This is a genomic window from Pseudomonas sp. P8_241 (assembly GCF_034008315.1).
Classification (GTDB): domain Bacteria; phylum Pseudomonadota; class Gammaproteobacteria; order Pseudomonadales; family Pseudomonadaceae; genus Aquipseudomonas.
In genome coordinates this window covers 1342483-1360496 of record NZ_CP125377.1, presented here as the reverse complement: position 1 = coordinate 1360496, position 18014 = coordinate 1342483, and the positions used below count along the sequence as shown (strand labels likewise).

At 57.5% G+C, this 18014-nt stretch carries 20 protein-coding genes; 7 read left to right on the top strand and 13 right to left on the bottom strand.

Features of this window, described 5'->3' with window-relative positions; translation table 11 throughout:
* Positions 1-18: 18 nt before the first annotated feature.
* From QMK58_RS06035 to ppc, 5 genes are all read right to left on the bottom strand, one after another.
* Positions 19-879, bottom strand: a complete 861-nt coding sequence (locus tag QMK58_RS06035) for a DUF72 domain-containing protein (protein ID WP_320395997.1) — start codon at positions 877-879, stop codon at positions 19-21.
* Positions 879-1184 carry a hypothetical protein gene (locus QMK58_RS06030; protein WP_053162127.1) on the bottom strand — a complete coding sequence of 102 codons (306 nt, stop codon included), beginning with the start codon at positions 1182-1184 and terminating at the stop codon, positions 879-881. The genes QMK58_RS06035 and QMK58_RS06030 overlap by 1 nt, the downstream gene beginning before the upstream one ends.
* 218 nt (positions 1185-1402) lie before the next feature.
* Complete coding sequence (tsaB, locus tag QMK58_RS06025; RefSeq protein WP_053162129.1) at positions 1403-2077, bottom strand: tRNA (adenosine(37)-N6)-threonylcarbamoyltransferase complex dimerization subunit type 1 TsaB; 675 nt, start codon at positions 2075-2077, stop codon at positions 1403-1405.
* 92 nt (positions 2078-2169) lie between these two features.
* Positions 2170-2817, bottom strand: a complete 648-nt coding sequence (gene adk, locus QMK58_RS06020) for an adenylate kinase (protein ID WP_053162130.1) — start codon at positions 2815-2817, stop codon at positions 2170-2172.
* A gap of 288 nt (positions 2818-3105) precedes the next feature.
* Positions 3106-5736: a phosphoenolpyruvate carboxylase gene (gene ppc / locus QMK58_RS06015; protein ID WP_053162133.1), complete on the bottom strand. Its 2631-nt coding sequence runs from the start codon at positions 5734-5736 to the stop codon at positions 3106-3108.
* Positions 5737-5937: 201 nt separating this feature from the next.
* On the opposite strand from ppc, the gene QMK58_RS06010 reads away from it, so the two are divergent.
* The 3 genes from QMK58_RS06010 (at position 5938) to QMK58_RS06000 (ending at position 7858) form a co-directional block, all read left to right on the top strand.
* Positions 5938-6282: a hypothetical protein gene (locus QMK58_RS06010; RefSeq protein WP_053162135.1), complete on the top strand. Its 345-nt coding sequence runs from the start codon at positions 5938-5940 to the stop codon at positions 6280-6282.
* 318 nt (positions 6283-6600) lie between these two features.
* Positions 6601-7014 (top strand): DUF4398 domain-containing protein, encoded by a 414-nt coding sequence (locus tag QMK58_RS06005; RefSeq protein WP_053162137.1) that lies wholly within the window; start codon positions 6601-6603, stop codon positions 7012-7014.
* Positions 7015-7060: 46 nt separating this feature from the next.
* On the top strand, positions 7061-7858 hold the full coding sequence (locus tag QMK58_RS06000) for an OmpA family protein (protein ID WP_053162138.1): 798 nt from the start codon (positions 7061-7063) through the stop codon (positions 7856-7858).
* A 92-nt stretch (positions 7859-7950) separates the two neighbouring features.
* Here QMK58_RS06000 and QMK58_RS05995 read toward each other — a convergent pair whose 3' ends face one another.
* From QMK58_RS05995 to prfB, 7 genes are all read right to left on the bottom strand, one after another.
* Complete coding sequence (locus tag QMK58_RS05995; protein ID WP_320395996.1) at positions 7951-8280, bottom strand: hypothetical protein; 330 nt, start codon at positions 8278-8280, stop codon at positions 7951-7953.
* On the bottom strand, positions 8277-9191 hold the full coding sequence (locus QMK58_RS05990; protein WP_320395995.1) for an alpha/beta hydrolase: 915 nt from the start codon (positions 9189-9191) through the stop codon (positions 8277-8279). Before QMK58_RS05990 ends, QMK58_RS05995 begins: the two co-directional genes overlap by 4 nt.
* A 147-nt stretch (positions 9192-9338) precedes the next feature.
* Positions 9339-10616 carry a flavohemoglobin expression-modulating QEGLA motif protein gene (locus QMK58_RS05985; RefSeq protein ID WP_053162144.1) on the bottom strand — a complete coding sequence of 426 codons (1278 nt, stop codon included), beginning with the start codon at positions 10614-10616 and terminating at the stop codon, positions 9339-9341.
* Positions 10617-10649: 33 nt separating this feature from the next.
* A complete protein-coding gene (locus tag QMK58_RS05980; protein WP_053162146.1) occupies positions 10650-11204 on the bottom strand; it encodes a hypothetical protein in 555 nt (184 codons plus the stop codon).
* Positions 11205-11335: 131 nt separating this feature from the next.
* Complete coding sequence (locus QMK58_RS05975; RefSeq protein ID WP_053162148.1) at positions 11336-12040, bottom strand: TetR/AcrR family transcriptional regulator; 705 nt, start codon at positions 12038-12040, stop codon at positions 11336-11338.
* 111 nt (positions 12041-12151) lie between these two features.
* Positions 12152-13654 (bottom strand): lysine--tRNA ligase, encoded by a 1503-nt coding sequence (gene lysS, locus QMK58_RS05970; RefSeq protein ID WP_053162150.1) that lies wholly within the window; start codon positions 13652-13654, stop codon positions 12152-12154.
* 95 nt (positions 13655-13749) lie between these two features.
* Positions 13750-14845 (bottom strand): peptide chain release factor 2 gene (gene prfB, locus QMK58_RS05965; RefSeq protein WP_156322387.1). Its coding sequence is split into 2 segments (ribosomal slippage): positions 13750-14772 and positions 14774-14845, totalling 1095 coding nucleotides; the frame shifts between segments, so codons are not numbered across the junction.
* Positions 14846-15497: 652 nt separating this feature from the next.
* On the opposite strand from prfB, the gene QMK58_RS05960 reads away from it, so the two are divergent.
* The 4 genes from QMK58_RS05960 (at position 15498) to QMK58_RS05950 (ending at position 16695) form a co-directional block, all read left to right on the top strand.
* Positions 15498-15656, top strand: coding sequence for a saccharopine dehydrogenase NADP-binding domain-containing protein (locus tag QMK58_RS05960; RefSeq protein WP_320395994.1), 159 nt, complete (start codon positions 15498-15500; stop codon positions 15654-15656).
* 38 nt (positions 15657-15694) lie between these two features.
* Positions 15695-16030: a saccharopine dehydrogenase NADP-binding domain-containing protein gene (locus tag QMK58_RS28905; protein WP_413817399.1), complete on the top strand. Its 336-nt coding sequence runs from the start codon at positions 15695-15697 to the stop codon at positions 16028-16030.
* Positions 16031-16208: 178 nt separating this feature from the next.
* Complete coding sequence (locus tag QMK58_RS05955) at positions 16209-16511, top strand: hypothetical protein (protein ID WP_256220751.1); 303 nt, start codon at positions 16209-16211, stop codon at positions 16509-16511.
* 19 nt (positions 16512-16530) lie between these two features.
* Positions 16531-16695: a rubredoxin gene (locus tag QMK58_RS05950; RefSeq protein WP_413817398.1), complete on the top strand. Its 165-nt coding sequence runs from the start codon at positions 16531-16533 to the stop codon at positions 16693-16695.
* Positions 16696-16985: 290 nt separating this feature from the next.
* Here the strand turns inward: QMK58_RS05950 and QMK58_RS05945 are convergent, their stop codons facing one another.
* Positions 16986-17987 carry a response regulator gene (locus QMK58_RS05945; protein WP_053162152.1) on the bottom strand — a complete coding sequence of 334 codons (1002 nt, stop codon included), beginning with the start codon at positions 17985-17987 and terminating at the stop codon, positions 16986-16988.
* Positions 17988-18014: the final 27 nt, after the last annotated feature.

The window sequence follows — 18014 nt, the reverse complement described above, 5'->3', positions numbered from 1 at the left end:
AGGCGAACGAATCCGCCTTCAGAGCAAGCCAAGTTGCTCGGCGGCGGGTTCTCTGTATAGCTCAGGCAGCGCTGGCAAGCCAGGCAAACGCAACATCAGGCGCCCATGAAAACGCTGCGCCAGTTTCGCCGCGAGCACATTATCGGCGGTATGCAGGAAGATATATGGCGTACGCCCCTCTTCGATCCACCGTGCGACTTTCTCCACCCACGGCAACAGGAATGGATCGTTGGCTTCAAGCTCGGGATGACCGATGAAACGCACCTGCGGGAACTGCGTAAATGCTGCGGGACGCGGTGGGACTCGGGGTTTCTTGGATTGCGCATGGAGCACCGACGGCTCGGTCGAGGTGCAGCTGAACAGCGCACGCGGATCGAGGCAGATGCGTTCGACACCGCGATCGAGCAACAGGCGATTGAGCATGCGCTCGCTATCGCCCTTGGCGAAAAAATCGTCGTGGAGCACCTCCACCGCCAGAGAGTGCCCAAAGGCGTCGATAAATCCGGCCAGTTCGGGCACGCGTTGCGGCGTGAAGCTTTTCGATAACTGCAACCACAATGGCGACACACGCTCGCCGAGGGGTTTGAGCAATTGCAGGAATGTTTCGGCGGCGGTGAGCTGTTCGCGCAAGTCGCCGCCGTGGCTGATCTCGCGGGGGAATTTGGCGGTGAAACGAAAGTGCTCGGGCATGGTTTCGGCCCAACGCTGCACGGTGGTTGCAGACGGACTCGCGTAGAAGGTCGTATTGCCTTCCACGGCGTTGAAAACCTGGGAGTAGAGATTCAGAAATTCAGCGGGTTTGGCGTCTGGCGGATACAGATAGTCACGCCAGGCGTTTTCACTCCACGAGGGGCAACCGAGGTAATACGGCAGCAACATCAGATGTACAGATCGAGACCCAGCACGTCCGCATCCCAGTCGACGAAAGCTGCAGTGCTCAGGTAACTGGCCAAGGCCATTGCCACGCTTTTGCTCATCGCACGGTGGTAAAGCATGTCCTGCTGACGGGCGGGGAGATTGCTCAACTTTTGCGCAGAAGCTTTGGCGGCGCGGGCAGCCAGTTGCTCTTCAGTTGGAATTTCCAGCTCGCCGTCGATATCGACGGATTCGTCTTCCTCCACACGGCCTTTGCGAGGCTTGCGATTGATGGGATAGGACTGAGAGGAAACGCCGTCTATACGCATAGAGATATGCTCGGGATCAGTGATGGCAGTTTAGTGGCGCATCATCCACTTCGCAAACCGCCGAGTGATAACTAGAACACATAAAAGACAAAAGGTTTAAAAGCGGTGGTTAGAAACCGATGATTGGTGTTTCTGTAAAAGAATCGCAGCCTGCGGCAGCTCCTACAGGCAAATGCGATCGTCTGTAGGAGCTGCCGCAGGCTGCGATCTTTTAAGGCTTAACGTGCCTTCGGCGTCGCCACTTTATCGCGCAGATAAACCGGCTGTGCCTCATCGGCGACGATCGCCTCGCCACGATCCCAGGCAAAGCGCGCCAGGGTCAGCAAGTCTTCAGCGTGAGGCAACATGCCTGCGTCTTGCCCGCTCAGGCTGACAGCGATACGCTCGGCATATCCCCAACCGGTGCCCGCGCCAAACCACTCACCGTTGGCATCGGCCGGCAACGCAGCCGACTCTGGTGGCAGCACGGCTTCAGCGCCGACCAGACGCATCTCCCCCGCTGTCTCGCGGTAGCAACCCCAATACACTTCGTCCATGCGCGCGTCGATGGCCGAGGCGACCTGGCTGGCACCGTGTTCGCGATAGGCACGCTGGGCCAACACGGCGAGGTTCGACACCGGCAGCACCGGGCGCTCCAGCGCGAACGCCAAGCCTTGCACCACACCGATGGCAATGCGCACGCCGGTAAACGCACCCGGCCCGCGACCGAACGCAATGGCATCGACTGCTTGCAGGGTGGTCCCGGCATCGGCCAGCAACTGCTGAATCATCGGCAACAGCTTCTGCGCATGCAGGCGCGGGATCACCTCGTAATGGCTCGTCACCTTGCCGTCATGCAGCAAGGCAACGGAGCAAGCTTCAGTCGCGGTGTCCAGGGCCAGCAAGGTGCTCATCGATGTATCCACAAGAAAGGTCAAAAAAGTGCGTCAGTATAAACAACTACGGCCCGCAAGCGGGCCGTAGAAGGTGAAGCGATTCAGACTTTTCAGCTCAGCGCTGCCAGCACCTTGGCGGTGATGGCTTCAACCGAACCCACGCCTGCGATATGGCTGTACTTCGGCTTGCCGTTGGCGGCCGACAGCTTCTGGTAGAAATCCACCAGCGGCTTGGTCTGCGAGTGGTAGACCGACAGGCGATGACGCACGGTTTCTTCGGTGTCGTCCTTGCGCTGTACCAGTTCTTCGCCGGTGATGTCGTCTTTACCGGCAAGTTTCGGCGGGTTGTAGACGATGTGGTAAACGCGGCCGCTGGCCTCGTGAACACGGCGACCGGCGATACGCTGAACGATTTCTTCGTCTTCAACGGCGATTTCAACCACTGCGTCCAGCTCAACGCCTGCAGTCACCAGGGCTTCAGCCTGAGGAATGGTGCGCGGGAAGCCATCGAACAGGAAGCCATTGGCGCAGTCGGCCTGGGCGATACGGTCTTTGACCAGCGCGATGATCAGGTCATCGGAGACCAGGCCGCCGGCATCCATGATGCTCTTGGCCTTGATGCCCAGCTCGGTGCCAGCCTTGACCGCGGCACGCAGCATGTCGCCGGTGGAGATTTGCGGAATGCCGAATTTTTCGGTGATGAACTGTGCCTGAGTACCTTTACCGGCCCCGGGAGCTCCCAGCAGAATGACGCGCATCGATGTGCTCCTCAATTTTTTATATAGATAACGTCAGATTCGCCTCGTGGGGCCAATCTCAAAAATAGGGTCGTGACCGCCCAAACGGCCAAAGGCTGATCAAGATACACAGCAGGCTGCGCCCACACAAGACGCCGAAAGTCGGAGAAACCGCTGCCTCATGCGACCATTGCGCACAGTTCCCCAAGTCGCAACCCCATCATTAACTGTCGCCTGGTAACACTTTTGGACCTGTCACAGGCCGGCATCCGACTCAACCGCCGGATGCCTGATCTCACAACAAAATCGTTAGCCGGTGTTACGCAATCCGGCGGCAATCCCCGCTACAGACACCAGCAGCGCCTGTTCTACCGGGCTGCCCTGCGCCACGTCCTGTTGCCGCGAACGGGCCAGCAACTCGGCCTGCAATAGATGCAGCGGGTCAAGGTAGGTGTTGCGCAAACGGATGAACTCGAGGGTCGCTGGGCTATGTGCCAGTAGCTGCGACTGCCCGGTCAGGCCGAGGACGATGGTGCACGCCTGCGACAATAGGTCGCGTAAGTGCGCGCCCAACGGCAACAGATCCGGCTCGACCAGACGCCCGTCATAGGACTGGGCAATTTCCGCGTCGGCCTTGGCCAGGACCATTTCCAACATATCGATACGGGTGCGGAAGAACGGCCACTGCTCGCGCATCTGTCCCAACAGCTCGCCTTCGCCGCGCTCCAGCGCCTTGCTCAAGGCCGCTTCCCAGCCGAGCCAGGCCGGCAACATCAGGCGCGTCTGGGTCCAGCCGAAGATCCACGGAATCGCCCGCAAGCTTTCAATTCCGCCGGCCCGACGCTTGGCCGGACGGCTGCCGAGCGGCAAACGTCCGAGTTCCTGCTCCGGCGTCGACTGCCGGAAGTACTCGACGAACTGAGGATTTTCCCGCACCACGGCGCGGTAAGCGCTGACACCATCTGCCGCCAATTCATCCATCAAGTGCCGCCATTCTGGCGTCGGCGGCGGTGGCGGCAGCAGCGTCGCTTCGAGCACCGCCGCCAGGTACAGATTGAGGTTCTGTTCTGCGATGTCCGGCAGGCCGAATTTGAATCGGATCATTTCGCCTTGTTCAGTGGTGCGAAAACGCCCCGCCACCGAACCCGGTGGCTGCGACAAAATCGCCGCATGTGCCGGGCCACCACCACGCCCCACAGTGCCACCGCGGCCATGGAACAACAGCAGTTCCACTTGTTGTTCGCGGCAGATATCCACCAATCGTTCTTGCGCCCGATACTGCGCCCATGCAGCCGCCGTAGTACCGGCGTCCTTGGCCGAGTCGGAGTAGCCGATCATCACTTCCTGCGGCCCTTGCAAGCGTGCGCGATAGCCCGGCAACAGCAACAGCTTCTCGATCACCGGCCCGGCGTTGTCGAGGTCGGCGAGGGTTTCAAACAACGGCACGACGCGCATTGGCCGCAATACGCCGGACTCTTTGAGCAGCAATTGCACAGCCAGCACATCGGAAGCGGCACCGGCCATGGAGATCACGTACGAACCGAGGGACGCCCCCGGCGCAGCCGCGATTTCGCGGCAGGTTGCCAACACTTCGGCCGTGTCGGCAGACGGTTTGAAGTAGGTGGGCAGCAACGGTCGGCGGTTGCTCAGTTCACGCATCAGGAAGGCAATGCGTTCCTCTTCGCTCCAGTCTTCGTAGCGACCGAGGCCCAGGTAATCGGTGATTTCAGTCATGGCCGCACTGTGCCGAGACGAATCCTGACGCACATCGAGCCGCACCAGGAAAAGGCCGAATGTCACAGCCCGGCGCAGGCAATCGAGCAGCGGACCGTCCGCGATCACACCCATGCCGCAATCGTGCAACGAGTGGTAACACAGCTCCAGGGGATCAAGCAGGTCGCGATTGTTTTGCAGTACATCGGCGGTGGCTGGCGCAGGTGCTGACAGCGCGGTGTGTGCCCAGTTGCGCGTCGCACGCAGGCGTTCGCGCAGTTGCTTGAGCACCGCCCGATACGGTTCGGCACTGTCCCCGGCCTTGGCTTTCAATTCATCACTGGCCTGCTGCATCGACAGTTCGGCAGCGAGGTGATCGACATCACGCAGGTACAAGTCAGCCGCCATCCAGCGCGCCAACAACAGCACCTCGCGGGTCACGGCCGCGGTCACGTTGGGGTTACCATCGCGGTCGCCGCCCATCCATGACGCAAACCGAACCGGCGCAGCTTCCAATGGCAAACGCAGGCCGGTGGCGGCATGCAGCGCCTGATCGGCTTTTCGCAGGTAGTTGGGAATCGCCTGCCAAAGCGAATGCTCGATCACCGCGAAACCCCACTTGGCTTCATCGACCGGTGTGGGGCGCGTGCGGCGGATTTCTTCGGTGTGCCAGGCTTCGGCGATCAGGCGCTGCAGCGTGGTTTTGATCTGATCGCGTTCGGCAGTGGTCAGATCGCGGTGGTCCAGCGCGGCCAGTTGCGCGGCGATGGCGTCGTACTTCTGGATCAATGTGCGCCGCGCGACTTCGGTCGGGTGTGCGGTCAATACCAGTTCGATTTCCAGTCGCCCCAATTGCCTGGCCAGGGCTTCCGCACCGTGACCTTCGGCGCGCAGGCGAGCGAGCAACTCTGGCAACACCCGGGATTCGAACGGCGCCTGCTGGGATTCTTCACGACGATGAATCAATTGGTACTGCTCGGCGATGTTGGCCAGGTTGAGGAACTGGTTGAATGCCCGCGCGACCGGCAGCAATTCATCTTCGGTCAGCTGATTTAGGCTGGCGCTGAGTTCGACGTCCATGGAGCCGCGACGGTCAGCCTTTGCGCCCTTGCGGATCTGCTCGATCTTGTCGAGAAACCCCTCGCCATACTGTTCACGAATGGTATTGCCCAGCAGCTCACCCAGCAGGTGAACGTCTTCGCGCAAGCGTGCATCAATATCGGTCATCAGCAGTTCTCCAGCAAAAATCCGGGCGGCTACGAACCTAGAGAGTGCCGCGCCAGACAGGTTCTTACAAGCCAGTCGACGAAGGACCTTTAAACCTTGCGCGTTAAAGCTAGTCTGAAGAGTGGGTCGTACAACGGCCGTCATCGGCTACGGCCGGACACTCTCCAGACCTGCCACGAGCAGGCGTGCAATGAGGTCATTATGAAAATCCGCGAGCTCGCCCACCACTGGGAAGAAAACGCCAAGGGTCGTCTGACCGATACCGGCTATGCCATCCATCTGGACGTAGAGTCTGCCGCACGGCTGGCGGCGATCATCGAAATGTACCCCAAGCGACACCCTGAAGAACTGCTCGGCGACCTGATCGGCGCCGCGCTGGAAGAACTGGAAAGAAGCTTCCCGTATGTGAAGGGCTCGACCGTGGTCGCCACCGATGAAGAAGGTGATCCGCTGTACGAAGATGTCGGGCCGACCCCGCGTTTTCTGGCGTTGTCTCGCAGGCATCTACACGATTTGTCGACCGGTCACGACAAGCAGAAACACTGATTCATTTCCCCGCCTCACCGCTCAATGTGGGAGCGAGCCTGCCCGCGATGTTCCTTAACCAAACCGCGTGATATCTGAAAAAAAGCGGCGTCGTTAAGTCCATCGCGAGCAGGCTCGTTCCCACAAATAGCGACTTAGAGCCCTGTCGACTCACTCAAGATTTTTTCGATAGCTAACTAAATTCTCTGAACTTTCAAAAAAAGCCTCGGGTCAACCCCAGTAACCACACCTGGGACGAGCGTTTCTGAACACACCGCAAACGAAGGTTAAAGCTCCTTGCCCAGGATGGATTTCGACGTTTTTTCAGGAGCTGGCCCAATGGAGTTGAAGACCATGAAAACCCGAACTGGTACATCCTCGTTCACTCACCTGCGCAGCTTGAAACTGGCGGCACTGGCCCTCGGTAGCAGCCTTGTGCTGGCCGGTTGCGCCGGCAACCCGCCGACCGAGCAATACGCAGTGACCCAATCGGCCGTCAATGACGCGGTGAGCGCAGGCGGCACCGAATTCGCCGCCGTGGAAATGAAGTCCGCCCAAGACAAGCTCAAGCAAGCTGAAATTGCCATGCACGACAAGCAATACGACCAGGCCCGCACACTCGCCGAGCAGGCCGAATGGGACGCTCGCGTGGCAGAGCGCAAGGCCCAGGCAATGAAGGCTGAACAATCAGCGAAAGACGCTCAACAAGGCGTTCAGGAACTGCGTCAGGAAAGCCAGCGCACCGTTCAATAAACGGCGTGGCACGACGTGTTTCTTACTCGACTAAAAGGACGAAATCATGAAGCGTAATCAACTGATGATCCCTGCTCTACTGGCTGTTACCGTGTCTTTGGCGGCCTGCTCGACACCTCCCAACGCCAACCTCGAACAGGCCCGCACCAACTACACCGGCCTGCAAGCCGACCCGCAGGCGAGCAAAGTTGCCGCCCTGGAAACCAAGGAGGCCAGCGACTATCTGGGCAAGGCCGACCAGGCTTACAGAGACAAGGAAGACGCGGCCAAGGTTGATCAGCTTGCCTATTTGACCAACCAGCGGGTTGAAGTGGCCAAGCAAACCATCGCCCTGCGTACCGCGGAAGCCAATCTGAAAACCACCTCGGCACAACGGGCCGAAGCGCGCCTTGACGCTCGCGATCAGCAGATCAAACAACTCAAGGACAGCCTCAACGCCAAGCAGACCGACCGCGGGACACTGGTGACGTTCGGTGACGTGCTATTCGCCACAGACAAGGCCGAGCTGAAATCCACCGGGCTGATGAACATCAACAAACTGGCGCAGTACCTTCAGGAGAATCCCGACCGCAAAGCGATCGTCGAGGGTTACACCGATAGCACCGGTACGGCATCGCACAACCAGTCGTTGTCGGAACGTCGCGCGGGTTCCGTACGAGCGGCGCTGGTGAAAATGGGCGTTGACCCAACCCGCGTCGTCGCCCAGGGCTATGGCAAGGAATACCCGGTGGCAGACAACACCAGCACCTCGGGACGGGCGATGAATCGTCGGGTGGAGGTGACCATTTCCAATGACAACCAACCGGTGATACCGCGTTCGGCGGTGAGTGCCAATACGCAGTAACGGGTCTCAAGATCAAAAAGTTCGCAGCCTGCGACAGCTCCTACAGGGAGTAGGTGTAGGAGCTGCCGCAGGCTGCGATCTTTTCTGCTGGGTTACGGCGCCAGCTTCTGCGGCGTTTCCTGCCCCATGCAACGCACAGCTTTTTTCTTGTTGTCCACCAGCACACCGGTCAGGCCTTTCTGCTCCATGTCAAACAACACCAGCACGCCATCGATGCACTGCGCCACTTGGGCGGCCGGTTCCAGGGAGACTCGATAGTCTTCGCCCGGCACGGTCTTGAGCATGGTGAATTCGTTGAGCAGCAGCGCATCTTCGGGCTTGGCGAAGTGCAGGTAGCCGTACCACCACAGGGCACCGACGGTGCCGAGGATGGTGCAGATACCGGTGATGATCAGCGGGATGGCGTTACGTTCTTCACTCATTGCGGGCTCTCTGGTGGTTCATTTTCAGAATTCGGGGGGGCCGGGTAATTGGGGATTTCACCCAGGCGGCGCAGACCGTTGAAATGTTGCGGGTCTTCAAGGTAACGCAGCATGACAGTGCGCCAGACCGGGTCGGCGAACGTCTGCACATGCCCGCCGCGAGTCAGTTGCAACACCCTCGGCGGCGGCGCAGCTTGATACAGACGGATGCCGTTGGAAAGAGGCACGATCGGATCGTCGATGCTGTGATAGAGCAGTTTCGGCACGCCATTGAGTTGCGCCATGGAATTTATCGCGCTGTCGCCGTCCGGCACCAGCCACGACAACGGCACCTGGAACGGCCAGGTCAGCCATGAAGTGCTGAGCGCGAACTGGCCGACGCTGCGGTAACTGGCAGGGGCGCCATCGAGTATCAGGGCTTTGAGCTGCTTCTGACGCTCCGGGTGTTGCACCAGGTAATGCACGGCCATAGAACCGCCGAGACTCTGGCCGAGCAGGATCAGCGGCTTTGCTTTGACCTCTGGCGCCTGGTCGAGCCATTTGAAGGCGGCGTCGATGTCCTGATAGATGGCCGGCAGACTCGGTTCACCTTCGGACAGACCGTAACCGCGGTAGTCCACAAGTAATACCTGGTAACCCTTTTTCGGCAGCCAATAGCTTCCGCCCAAGTGCATCGGCAGGTTTCCGCCATTGCCATGCAGGTGCAGCACCGTGCCTTTGACTTCGACGCCTTGTTTCGCAGGCAGCCACCAGGCATTCAGCTTGAGGCCGTCGGCGGTGGTCAGGGTGATGACGCGGTACTCGAGCCTGGCCTTTTCCGGGGTGAACAACTGACCGGGTTCGGGATAGAACAGCAGCGAACTGCAACCGGTCAAGGTCAGGAGAAGCCAGAGGGTGCCGAGGATTCTCATCCGGTGAAACCTCGCAGATTACGGGATTGGAATGCATCCCCTGTAGGAGCTGGCTTGCCAGCGAAAGCGGTTCAACATGCAACATGGTTGTTGTCTGATATGACGCATTCGCTGGCAAGCCAGCTCCTACAAGGAAGGTCGCCAGGATTACAGGATGTTGGAGTAATCCGCCTCGATCCGGTCCAGACTCAGGTGGTTGAGGAAGTTCGAGAAGCACATCCACGCCGACAGCGCGTTCATGTCGCGGAACTGCTCCGGCAAGTACTTGGGCGGCACCACCAGGCCTTCGTCCACCAACTGACGCAACGTGCGCATGTCTTCCAGCGTGGTCTTGCCGCAGAACAGCAGCGGTATCTGCTCCAGCTTGCCTTTGCGCACGGCCAGCTGAATGTAGTTGTAAATCATGATGAAGCCCTTGAGATAGGACAAGTCTTTGGTAAATGGCAGACCTGTCGGTACCGAGCCACGGAAAACGCGGCTGGTGTTGCTGTAACTCTCGGGCATTTCGAAACCTTGCTCGCGGAAGAACTCGAAGACTTGCATGAAGTCGGCGCCCTCCTCGACCATGTGAATGGCGCGGGTGCGGTTGGTCAGTTTGCGCAGGCGACTGGGGTAAGAGGCGAAGGTAATGATCTCCATCAGGATCGCCAGGCCTTCCTGAGTCACCGTCGACGAGGGCGGCCCCTTGGAGAGAAAGGTGCAGATCGGCTGGTTCAAACCATTGAGCGTGGTGCCGACGTGCACCAGCCCTTCGTGGACTTCCAGGGCGCGGACGTCACGGTTGTTGAACATCGCATCGGAGCGAATCTTGATGTAGTCCGCGCCCGCCGCCGCATCCGCGACGATTCCATCAGACTCGAATACCCGAATGGTTTCCTCCGCCTCGCCAAACACCTTGTTCAAGCGATGCTGAAGCATCTCGACCGCTTCCTTGGCGGTCAGGGTCTTGGGTTCATCCTTGAGGTCGCCACGGCCGTCGATGTTGTTCAGGTAATCGGAGAGCATCAGGCCCAGGTCGGACAAGGTCGGGTCGCCGGCGTGGAAGGCGTCCGAGGCGGCGCCGTACAACTCCTGGGAAATCAGGCCGAAGTCCTCGGTGCCGCGCGCTTCGAGCATGCGGATCACCATGCGGTATTCCTTGCACATGCGTCGCATGATCTGGCCGACGGGGTTGAACTGGCCGAGCTGGCGGGTGATGTCGCGCTCGATGTTCTGGAATTCCAGCTTCACTTTGCTGGAATCGAACGCCAGCGGCCGGTTGAGGTAATAGTCGCGATCGATCGCCGGCATTTCCTTGCCCTTGGCCTTGAGAAAACCCTGGCGAATGCTGTCGTCCCACTTGACCGCATCGAGGACGCGAATGGGCGTCTGCGCCAGCACAATGCGATCGGACAATATGCGTATCGACTGCTGGTAATCGTCCACCCGAAACTCCTGTAAGTACCTATTGTGTGCTGGTTATTTGATTTTGGCCTGACGCTGGTAGCGTACCGCCTCGATGAACACGTCGGAATTGGCCGGGTCGTCGAGGTAAGCCGCGACCTTGTCCATCGGGCTGTTGATCAACACACCCTCGCCGTCGTCAGTGTCAAACGCTTCGCCGCTCAGGGCGTTTTGTTTCAGCGCCTGGTTGATCTGTTCGAGGTCGAGGTTGTACAGCACCAGTTCACGCTGGTCGGTCAGTTCGAAGCCGCCGATGATGAAATGCCCACCGAACTGCGCCGGCACCTTCGCCGACAGATACCAGCGGCTGCCATGGCGCGACACGGTGAAGGGATAGGCTTCACGCTCCTTGGGTCTGGCCTTGAAGTAGCTGACGGCCTGATAGCGATTATCAGCGATGCGCGTCAGTTCCAGATTGACTGGCTCACCCCAGGCACTGGTGCTGGTCCATTTACCGAGCAACCCTTTGGGCGCGGGTTCGCTGGTGGGCAGCGGCTCCTTGAAGGTCACCAGACAGCCACTGAGTAACAGGAACGACAAGGCGATCACAACGAAACGCCAGGCTTTCATTCAACACTCCCTTTGAACACACACCACTTTCGTAGGAGCTGCCGCAGGCTGCGATCTTTTGATCTGGCTTTGCAGCGGTATCGAGAAGGTCAAGATCAAAAGATCGCAGCCTTCGGCAGCTCCTACAGGGGTTATACCGACGCGAGTACCAAATGCATGTACCGCGTCAGATTGCCGAGCATTTCCTCTTCGGCGACCGGCTCGGTGTCGTTGATCAGGCCCTGATATTCCATCCGTCCGATTATAGCCGTCAACACTTTGGCATCTTGTTGCGGCTCACGCGAGCCCAATACCTGGAAAAGCTGGCAGGAGCCCTGCAAAAGGATTTGCTGATGCGAGCGTACCAATACGGCAAGGCGTGGGTTGAGCAACGCTTCCTGACGGAACGCCTGCTCCGCCAACAGATGCTCGCGGCGCGTAACCAATTGTCGATGCACATAGTCCGCCATCAACCGTGCGATATCGTCCGCCAGATTTGAACGGGCCTGCGGGCTACCGTCGCCACTGGCGATCATGTCACGCAGCAGACCTTCGTTGTTCACCCACAACTTGGCCATGTAGGCCGCGCTGCGTTCCACGTATTGCGCGAAGGTATCGGTGAGCAAGTCATCGATATCCTTGAAATAGTAGGTGGTCGCCGATAACGGCACTTGCGCCTCGGCGGCCACTGCACGGTGTCGCACAGCGCGTACACCATCGCGCACGACGATGCGCATCGCGGCGTCGAGAATGTCCTGTCGTCGCTGTTCACTGCCCTGTCGGCTGGCCTTGCGGCCCTGGTACTGAACACTTTCAGCGACCGCAGTGGCGATACCCGCTGCACCTTCTTGAGCCATTGCACCGTTCACGACAGGAATCCTCTCACTTCAAAAGTAACCAATTGATACGTTTGTACCAGACAGGCAATAAAAAGCCGCCTATTTCAGGCGGCTTTTTAATTGAAACACTTACGCTTGCGGTCGCATGTGCGGGAACAGGATCACGTCGCGGATCGACGGGGAATTGGTCAGCAGCATCACCAGACGGTCGATGCCGATGCCTTCACCCGCCGTTGGCGGCATGCCGTACTCCAGCGCACGAACGAAGTCGGCGTCGTAGTGCATGGCTTCGTCGTCACCGGCATCCTTGTCGGCCACTTGAGCCATGAAGCGCTCGGCCTGGTCTTCCGCGTCGTTCAACTCGGAGTAGGCGTTGGCGATTTCGCGGCCACCGATGAACAACTCGAAGCGGTCGGTGACGTTCGGGTTGTCGTCGTTGCGACGGGCCAGCGGCGACACTTCGAACGGGTACTGGGTAATGAAGTGCGGCTGTTCCAGCTTGTGCTCGACCAGCTCTTCGAAAATCATCACCTGCAGCTTGCCCAGACCTTCGAAGCCCAGCACCTTGGCGCCGGCCTTCTTGGCGATGGCACGGGCCTTGTCGATGTCATTCAGGTCGTCAGCGGTCAGCTCAGGGTTGTACTTGAGGATCGAGTCGAACACGGACAGACGCACGAACGGCTCACCGAAGTGGAACACCTTGTCGCCGTACGGCACGTCGGTGCTGCCCAGAACCAGCTGCGCCAGTTCGCGGAACAGTTCTTCGGTCAGGTCCATGTTGTCTTCGTAGTCGGCGTAAGCCTGGTAGAACTCCAACATGGTGAATTCAGGATTGTGACGGGTCGAAACGCCTTCGTTACGGAAGTTGCGGTTGATCTCGAACACTTTCTCGAAGCCGCCAACCACCAGGCGCTTGAGGTACAGCTCCGGCGCGATACGCAGGAACATGCCCATGTCCAAGGCGTTGTGGTGGGTTTCGAACGGCTTGGCTGCCGCGCCGCCAGGAATGGTCTGCAGCATCGGCGTTTCCACTTCCAGGAAGTCACGCTGCATCAGGAAGCTGCGGATGTGGGCGATGACTTGCGAACGCACGCGGAACGTCTGGCGCACGTCTTCGTTGACGATCAGGTCAACGTAACGCTGGCGGTAGCGTTGTTCGGTGTCGGTCAGGCCGTGGTGCTTGTCCGGCAGTGGGCGCAGGGATTTCGTCAGCAGGCGCACGTTGGTCATTTCGACGTACAGGTCGCCCTTGCCCGAACGGGCCAGGGTGCCTTCGGCGGCAATGATGTCGCCCATGTCCCAGGTTTTCACCGCGGCCAGAGTTTCTTCGGACAGAGTCTTGCGGTTGACGTAGACCTGGATACGACCGGTCATGTCCTGGATCACCATGAACGAGCCACGGTTGAGCATGATGCGACCGGCAACCTTGACCGGGATTGCAGCTTCTGCCAGCTCTTCCTTGGTCTTGTCCGCGTACTGTTTCTGCAGGACATCGCAGTAGTTGTCGCGGCGGAAGTCATTCGGGAAGGCATTACCCTTGGCGCGCTCGGCAGCAAGCTTTTCCTTGCGCAGGGCGATCAGGGAGTTTTCTTCCTGTTGCAGGGCTTGCGGGTCGAGTTCTTGGTCGCTCATGTCTTTAAATATTCCATCTGGTTCGTTGTCCCCGGCCTGCGGCCGGGGATCGCCGGCAAGCCGGCTCCTACAGGGGATCGCGGTGTGTCAGTAACTTACAGCCCGGATTTCAGGCTGGCTTCCAGGTATTCGTCGATGTCGCCGTCGAGCACCTTGTCGCAGTCGCTGCGTTCGATGTTAGTGCGCAGATCCTTGATGCGCGAGGCATCGAGTACATAAGAGCGGATCTGATGACCCCAGCCGATGTCGGACTTGGTGTCTTCCAGCGCCTGGGACGCCGCGTTGCGCTTCTGCATTTCCTGCTCGTACAACTTGGCCCGCAGCATTTTCATGGCGGTGTCCTTGTTGGCGTGCTGGGAACGTTCGTTCTGGCAGCTGACCACGGTGTTGGTCGGTACGTGGGTGATACGTACGGCCGAGTCGGTGGTGTTTACGTGCTGACCACCGGCACCGGAGGAACGATAGGTGTCAATCCGCAAGTCTGCCGGGTTGATTTCGATTTCCACCTTGTCATCGATCTCTGGCGAGACGAACACTGCGCTGAACGAGGTGTGGCGACGGTTGCCGGAGTCGAACGGGCTCTTGCGCACCAGACGGTGTACGCCGATCTCGGTACGCAGCCAACCAAAGGCGTATTCGCCCTTGATGTGCACGGTCGCACCTTTGATCCCGGCGACTTCACCGGCCGACAGCTCCATGATGGTCGCGTCGAAACCGCGTTTGTCGGCCCAACGCAAGTACATGCGCAGCAGGATGTTGGCCCAGTCCTGGGCTTCGGTGCCGCCGGAACCGGCCTGGATGTCCAGGTAGGCGTTGTTCGGGTCCATTTCATGGCTGAACATGCGCCGGAATTCCAGCTTGGCGAGGTTTTCCTCAAGACGGGCCAGCTCGGCGACGACATCGTCCACTGCGCCTTCGTCGTTTTCTTCGACGGCCATGTCCAGCAGGTCACGGCAATCGGCCAGACCGGTGTTCAGTTCGTCCAGAGTCTCGACGATCTGCGCCAGCGCAGCGCGCTCGCGGCCCAACTCCTGGGCGTATTCAGGTTTGTTCCAGACACTCGGATCTTCAAGCTCGCGATTGACTTCGGTCAGACGCTCATGCTTTTGATCGTAGTCAAAGATACCCCCGAATGGTTTCGGAGCGCTCGGACAGGTCCTTGATGGTGTTCAGGATCGGATTGATTTCCATGACGGGCAGCACTCGTTGGCGAACTTTTGAAAGCCGGCGAGTATACCGTAATCAAGCGGTCCCGGCAGCCCGAATGGCTGGTTTACCGGCGAATGGTTTCTGTTATTCCTGCCTCGCACCAACCATGAACGCTGCCATCACCCTGCTCACTTCTTCCAGTGATGCCGCTGTCGACTGTCAGTACAGTACTGGTGATCCCCGAAGGCTGATTCGATACCGAAAACGGAATGGTCTGGGCTACATCAGCCGGCTGACCGTTACGCCGCGGTTGATGGAAAGGGTTAAAGGTCGGCAACGTCCTTGACCGACTCGACTCCCAGCATGGTGCCTTTAATGGCTCACGCAACTGCCACGGCTAAAAACAACTCGCTCTTGAGCAATGATGCCTTAAACATCTCTCAGAGCACTAACCAACAACAAGATTAAGATCTCGACCGATCTGTAGGAAAACAACTTCAACAATAACGGACCAATCCTACTTAATTGGCAATTGCGCAATGCATCTGCCTTCCCTATAACTATGCAACACAAAAAATTTCTAAAAACTTACTAGCACCATCACCGAAAACCTTAACCCTCAGAAACCTAAGCAAGCTACAGCACCACCACAAAACATGGATAGTCAACCCAACCCTTTAACCAAAGGACTACCATGAAAAAAATCGACAGAATAATAATTGTAGGCTTTGGAAGTATCGCCCAGGCTTTGCTACCGCTACTTTCAGAAAATTACGATTCGGAAATTATCATTTTCGACAAAGAAATCGACGCAATTCAAAAAATATCGCGAGCGAGTATTCCGCAATATTAATTAAAAATCTGATAACCCCAAACAACTTCCACAGTATTTTGTCACCACTATTAAGCAACAACAGCGTCCTCTTAAATCTGGCGGTATCTGTTTCCAGCTTAGCTCTGATAAATCTAACCCAGCCATACAACACATTGTATTTAGACACATGCATAGAGCCATGGGACTACGCAAACCATAACAACAACCACTTAAAAAGCAATCACTCTATAAGGGAAAATCTGAAGCAATATGCGCAAACCCAAACCAGCACAACAACAGCAATTGTTGGGCACGGAGCAAACCCTGGCTTTATATCTATACTCCTAAAAAAAGCAATGCTTGAAATGGCACAAAAAAATGGAATACCTGATCAACCGAAAAACACAATCTGAGTGGGCCAAACTATCAGAACACCTTTCTTTTTGATCACGACTGCCCTCACTTTTTGCTCAATTCAAGCGAACTCGGAGCCCCTGTAGTAGAAGACATTTTATCCATACTAACCAAAGGTTAAAGATGAGAAACCACTACTACATGGCAGCCTCCTTAATACTTATGGTTTTCGGCTAAATACTAACAATTTACAGTGAAGTATACGCCTCGAAGCTGCCCGACCGCTCGCTGGATAGCCCTTTAATATTCGTAAAACCTATAGTACTTATCAGCATTGCTGGCATCAGTCTAATTTTTGCGTACTGGCTAGGATATCAAGCAACTGGAAATATATGGATAGTTACCGTTGCATCCTTGACACTCCTTCTGATTCTTGAGCCAATTGTGATATACGCAATGCTAAAGGAACTACCGGAAAGAGGCGCTCTAATTGGCTTCATCTTAGGAGCAACTGGCTTGATCGCTACTATCACACTTTAATCTACCCTCAGGAAAAATCATGTTAAGCAAAGAAAACATAATGCGGTGCACTGTTTGCGGCTATGAATATGATCCCGCTCTAGGCGACTCTGAAAATGGAATACCACCTGGCACGCCTTGGAACAATCTGCCCGAAGACTGGTTATGCCCAGATTGTCAGATGCCCAAAGAAGATTTTGAGTAAGAACACTTATTGCGGCGCTCCCTTTCACTTTCATTGAACGGGACGTTGCCCTCCTAAGCCTTTATTAAAAGCTGGCACGATTATTTTCTGAACGCCCAAAGTAAACTCGCCAGCATTCTTATACATAGCAATAATCAACTGTGTTGAACGACTATCCGTACAAAAAACCTCGTAAACTATGCAACAAGCCTCTTTAGTCAAACTCCATGCACAGGGTTTGCGAGGACTTTGTCTTCGGACGCAGTCTCGCGGGCTCCGCAGCCGCTACTGCACTACGGAGCGTTGTACCGTCACGCCACCCCCACCTGATTGCGCCCATTGTTCTTCGCCGAATACAGCCCCTTGTCCGCCGCCGAGATCAGGTCACGGCAGTTGCTGCCCGCTTTGGGGATAATCGTCGACAGGCCGATGCTGACGGTCAGGTTCGAACCTTCACTCGGCGAATTATGCGCGATCTTCAGGGCCTCGACGGTCTGGCGCAGTTTTTCCGCCACCAGTCGTGCGCCACCCGGTGAAGTATTGGGAAGCACCAGCGCAAACTCTTCGCCGCCGTAACGGGCTGGCAAGTCCGAAGGTCGGGAGCTGGCGTCCTTGATAGCGGCTGCGACCTTGCGCAGGGCTTCATCGCCTTCCAGGTGTCCGAAGCTGTCGTTGTAGGCCTTGAAGTAGTCCACGTCGATCATCAGCAACGACAATTGGCTCTGTTCACGCAGCGCACGACGCCACTCCAGCTCCAGGTACTCATCGAAATGTCGACGGTTCGACAACCCGGTCAAGCCATCGGAATTCATCAGGCGTTGCAGCACCAGGTTGGTGTCGAGCAACTGTTGCTGGCTGACGCGCAGCGCACGATAAGCCGCGTCCCGCTGCAACAGCGTCATGTAGGACCGCGAGTGATAGCGGATACGCGCGACCAGTTCGATATTGTCCGGCAGCTTGACCAGATAATCGTTGGCCCCGGCCGCGAACGCCGCGCTCTTGATCAGCGGGTCTTCCTTGGTCGACAGCACAATGATCGGGATATCCTTGGTCGCCGGATGATTGCGGTACTCGCGCACCAGACTCAGTCCATCCAGCCCGGGCATCACCAGGTCCTGAAGGATCACCGTCGGTTTGATGCGGACCGCATGGGCGATAGCCTGGTGCGGGTCGGCGCAAAAATGGAAGTCGATGTTCTCTTCGTTCGACAACCCGCGACGCACGGCTTCGCCGATCATGGCCTGATCGTCTACCAGCAACACCATGGCGGCGTATTCATCGGACTTGAAATCGTCGAGCTGTAAATCATTCATGTGCGTTCACCTGAATACTACCTGGGC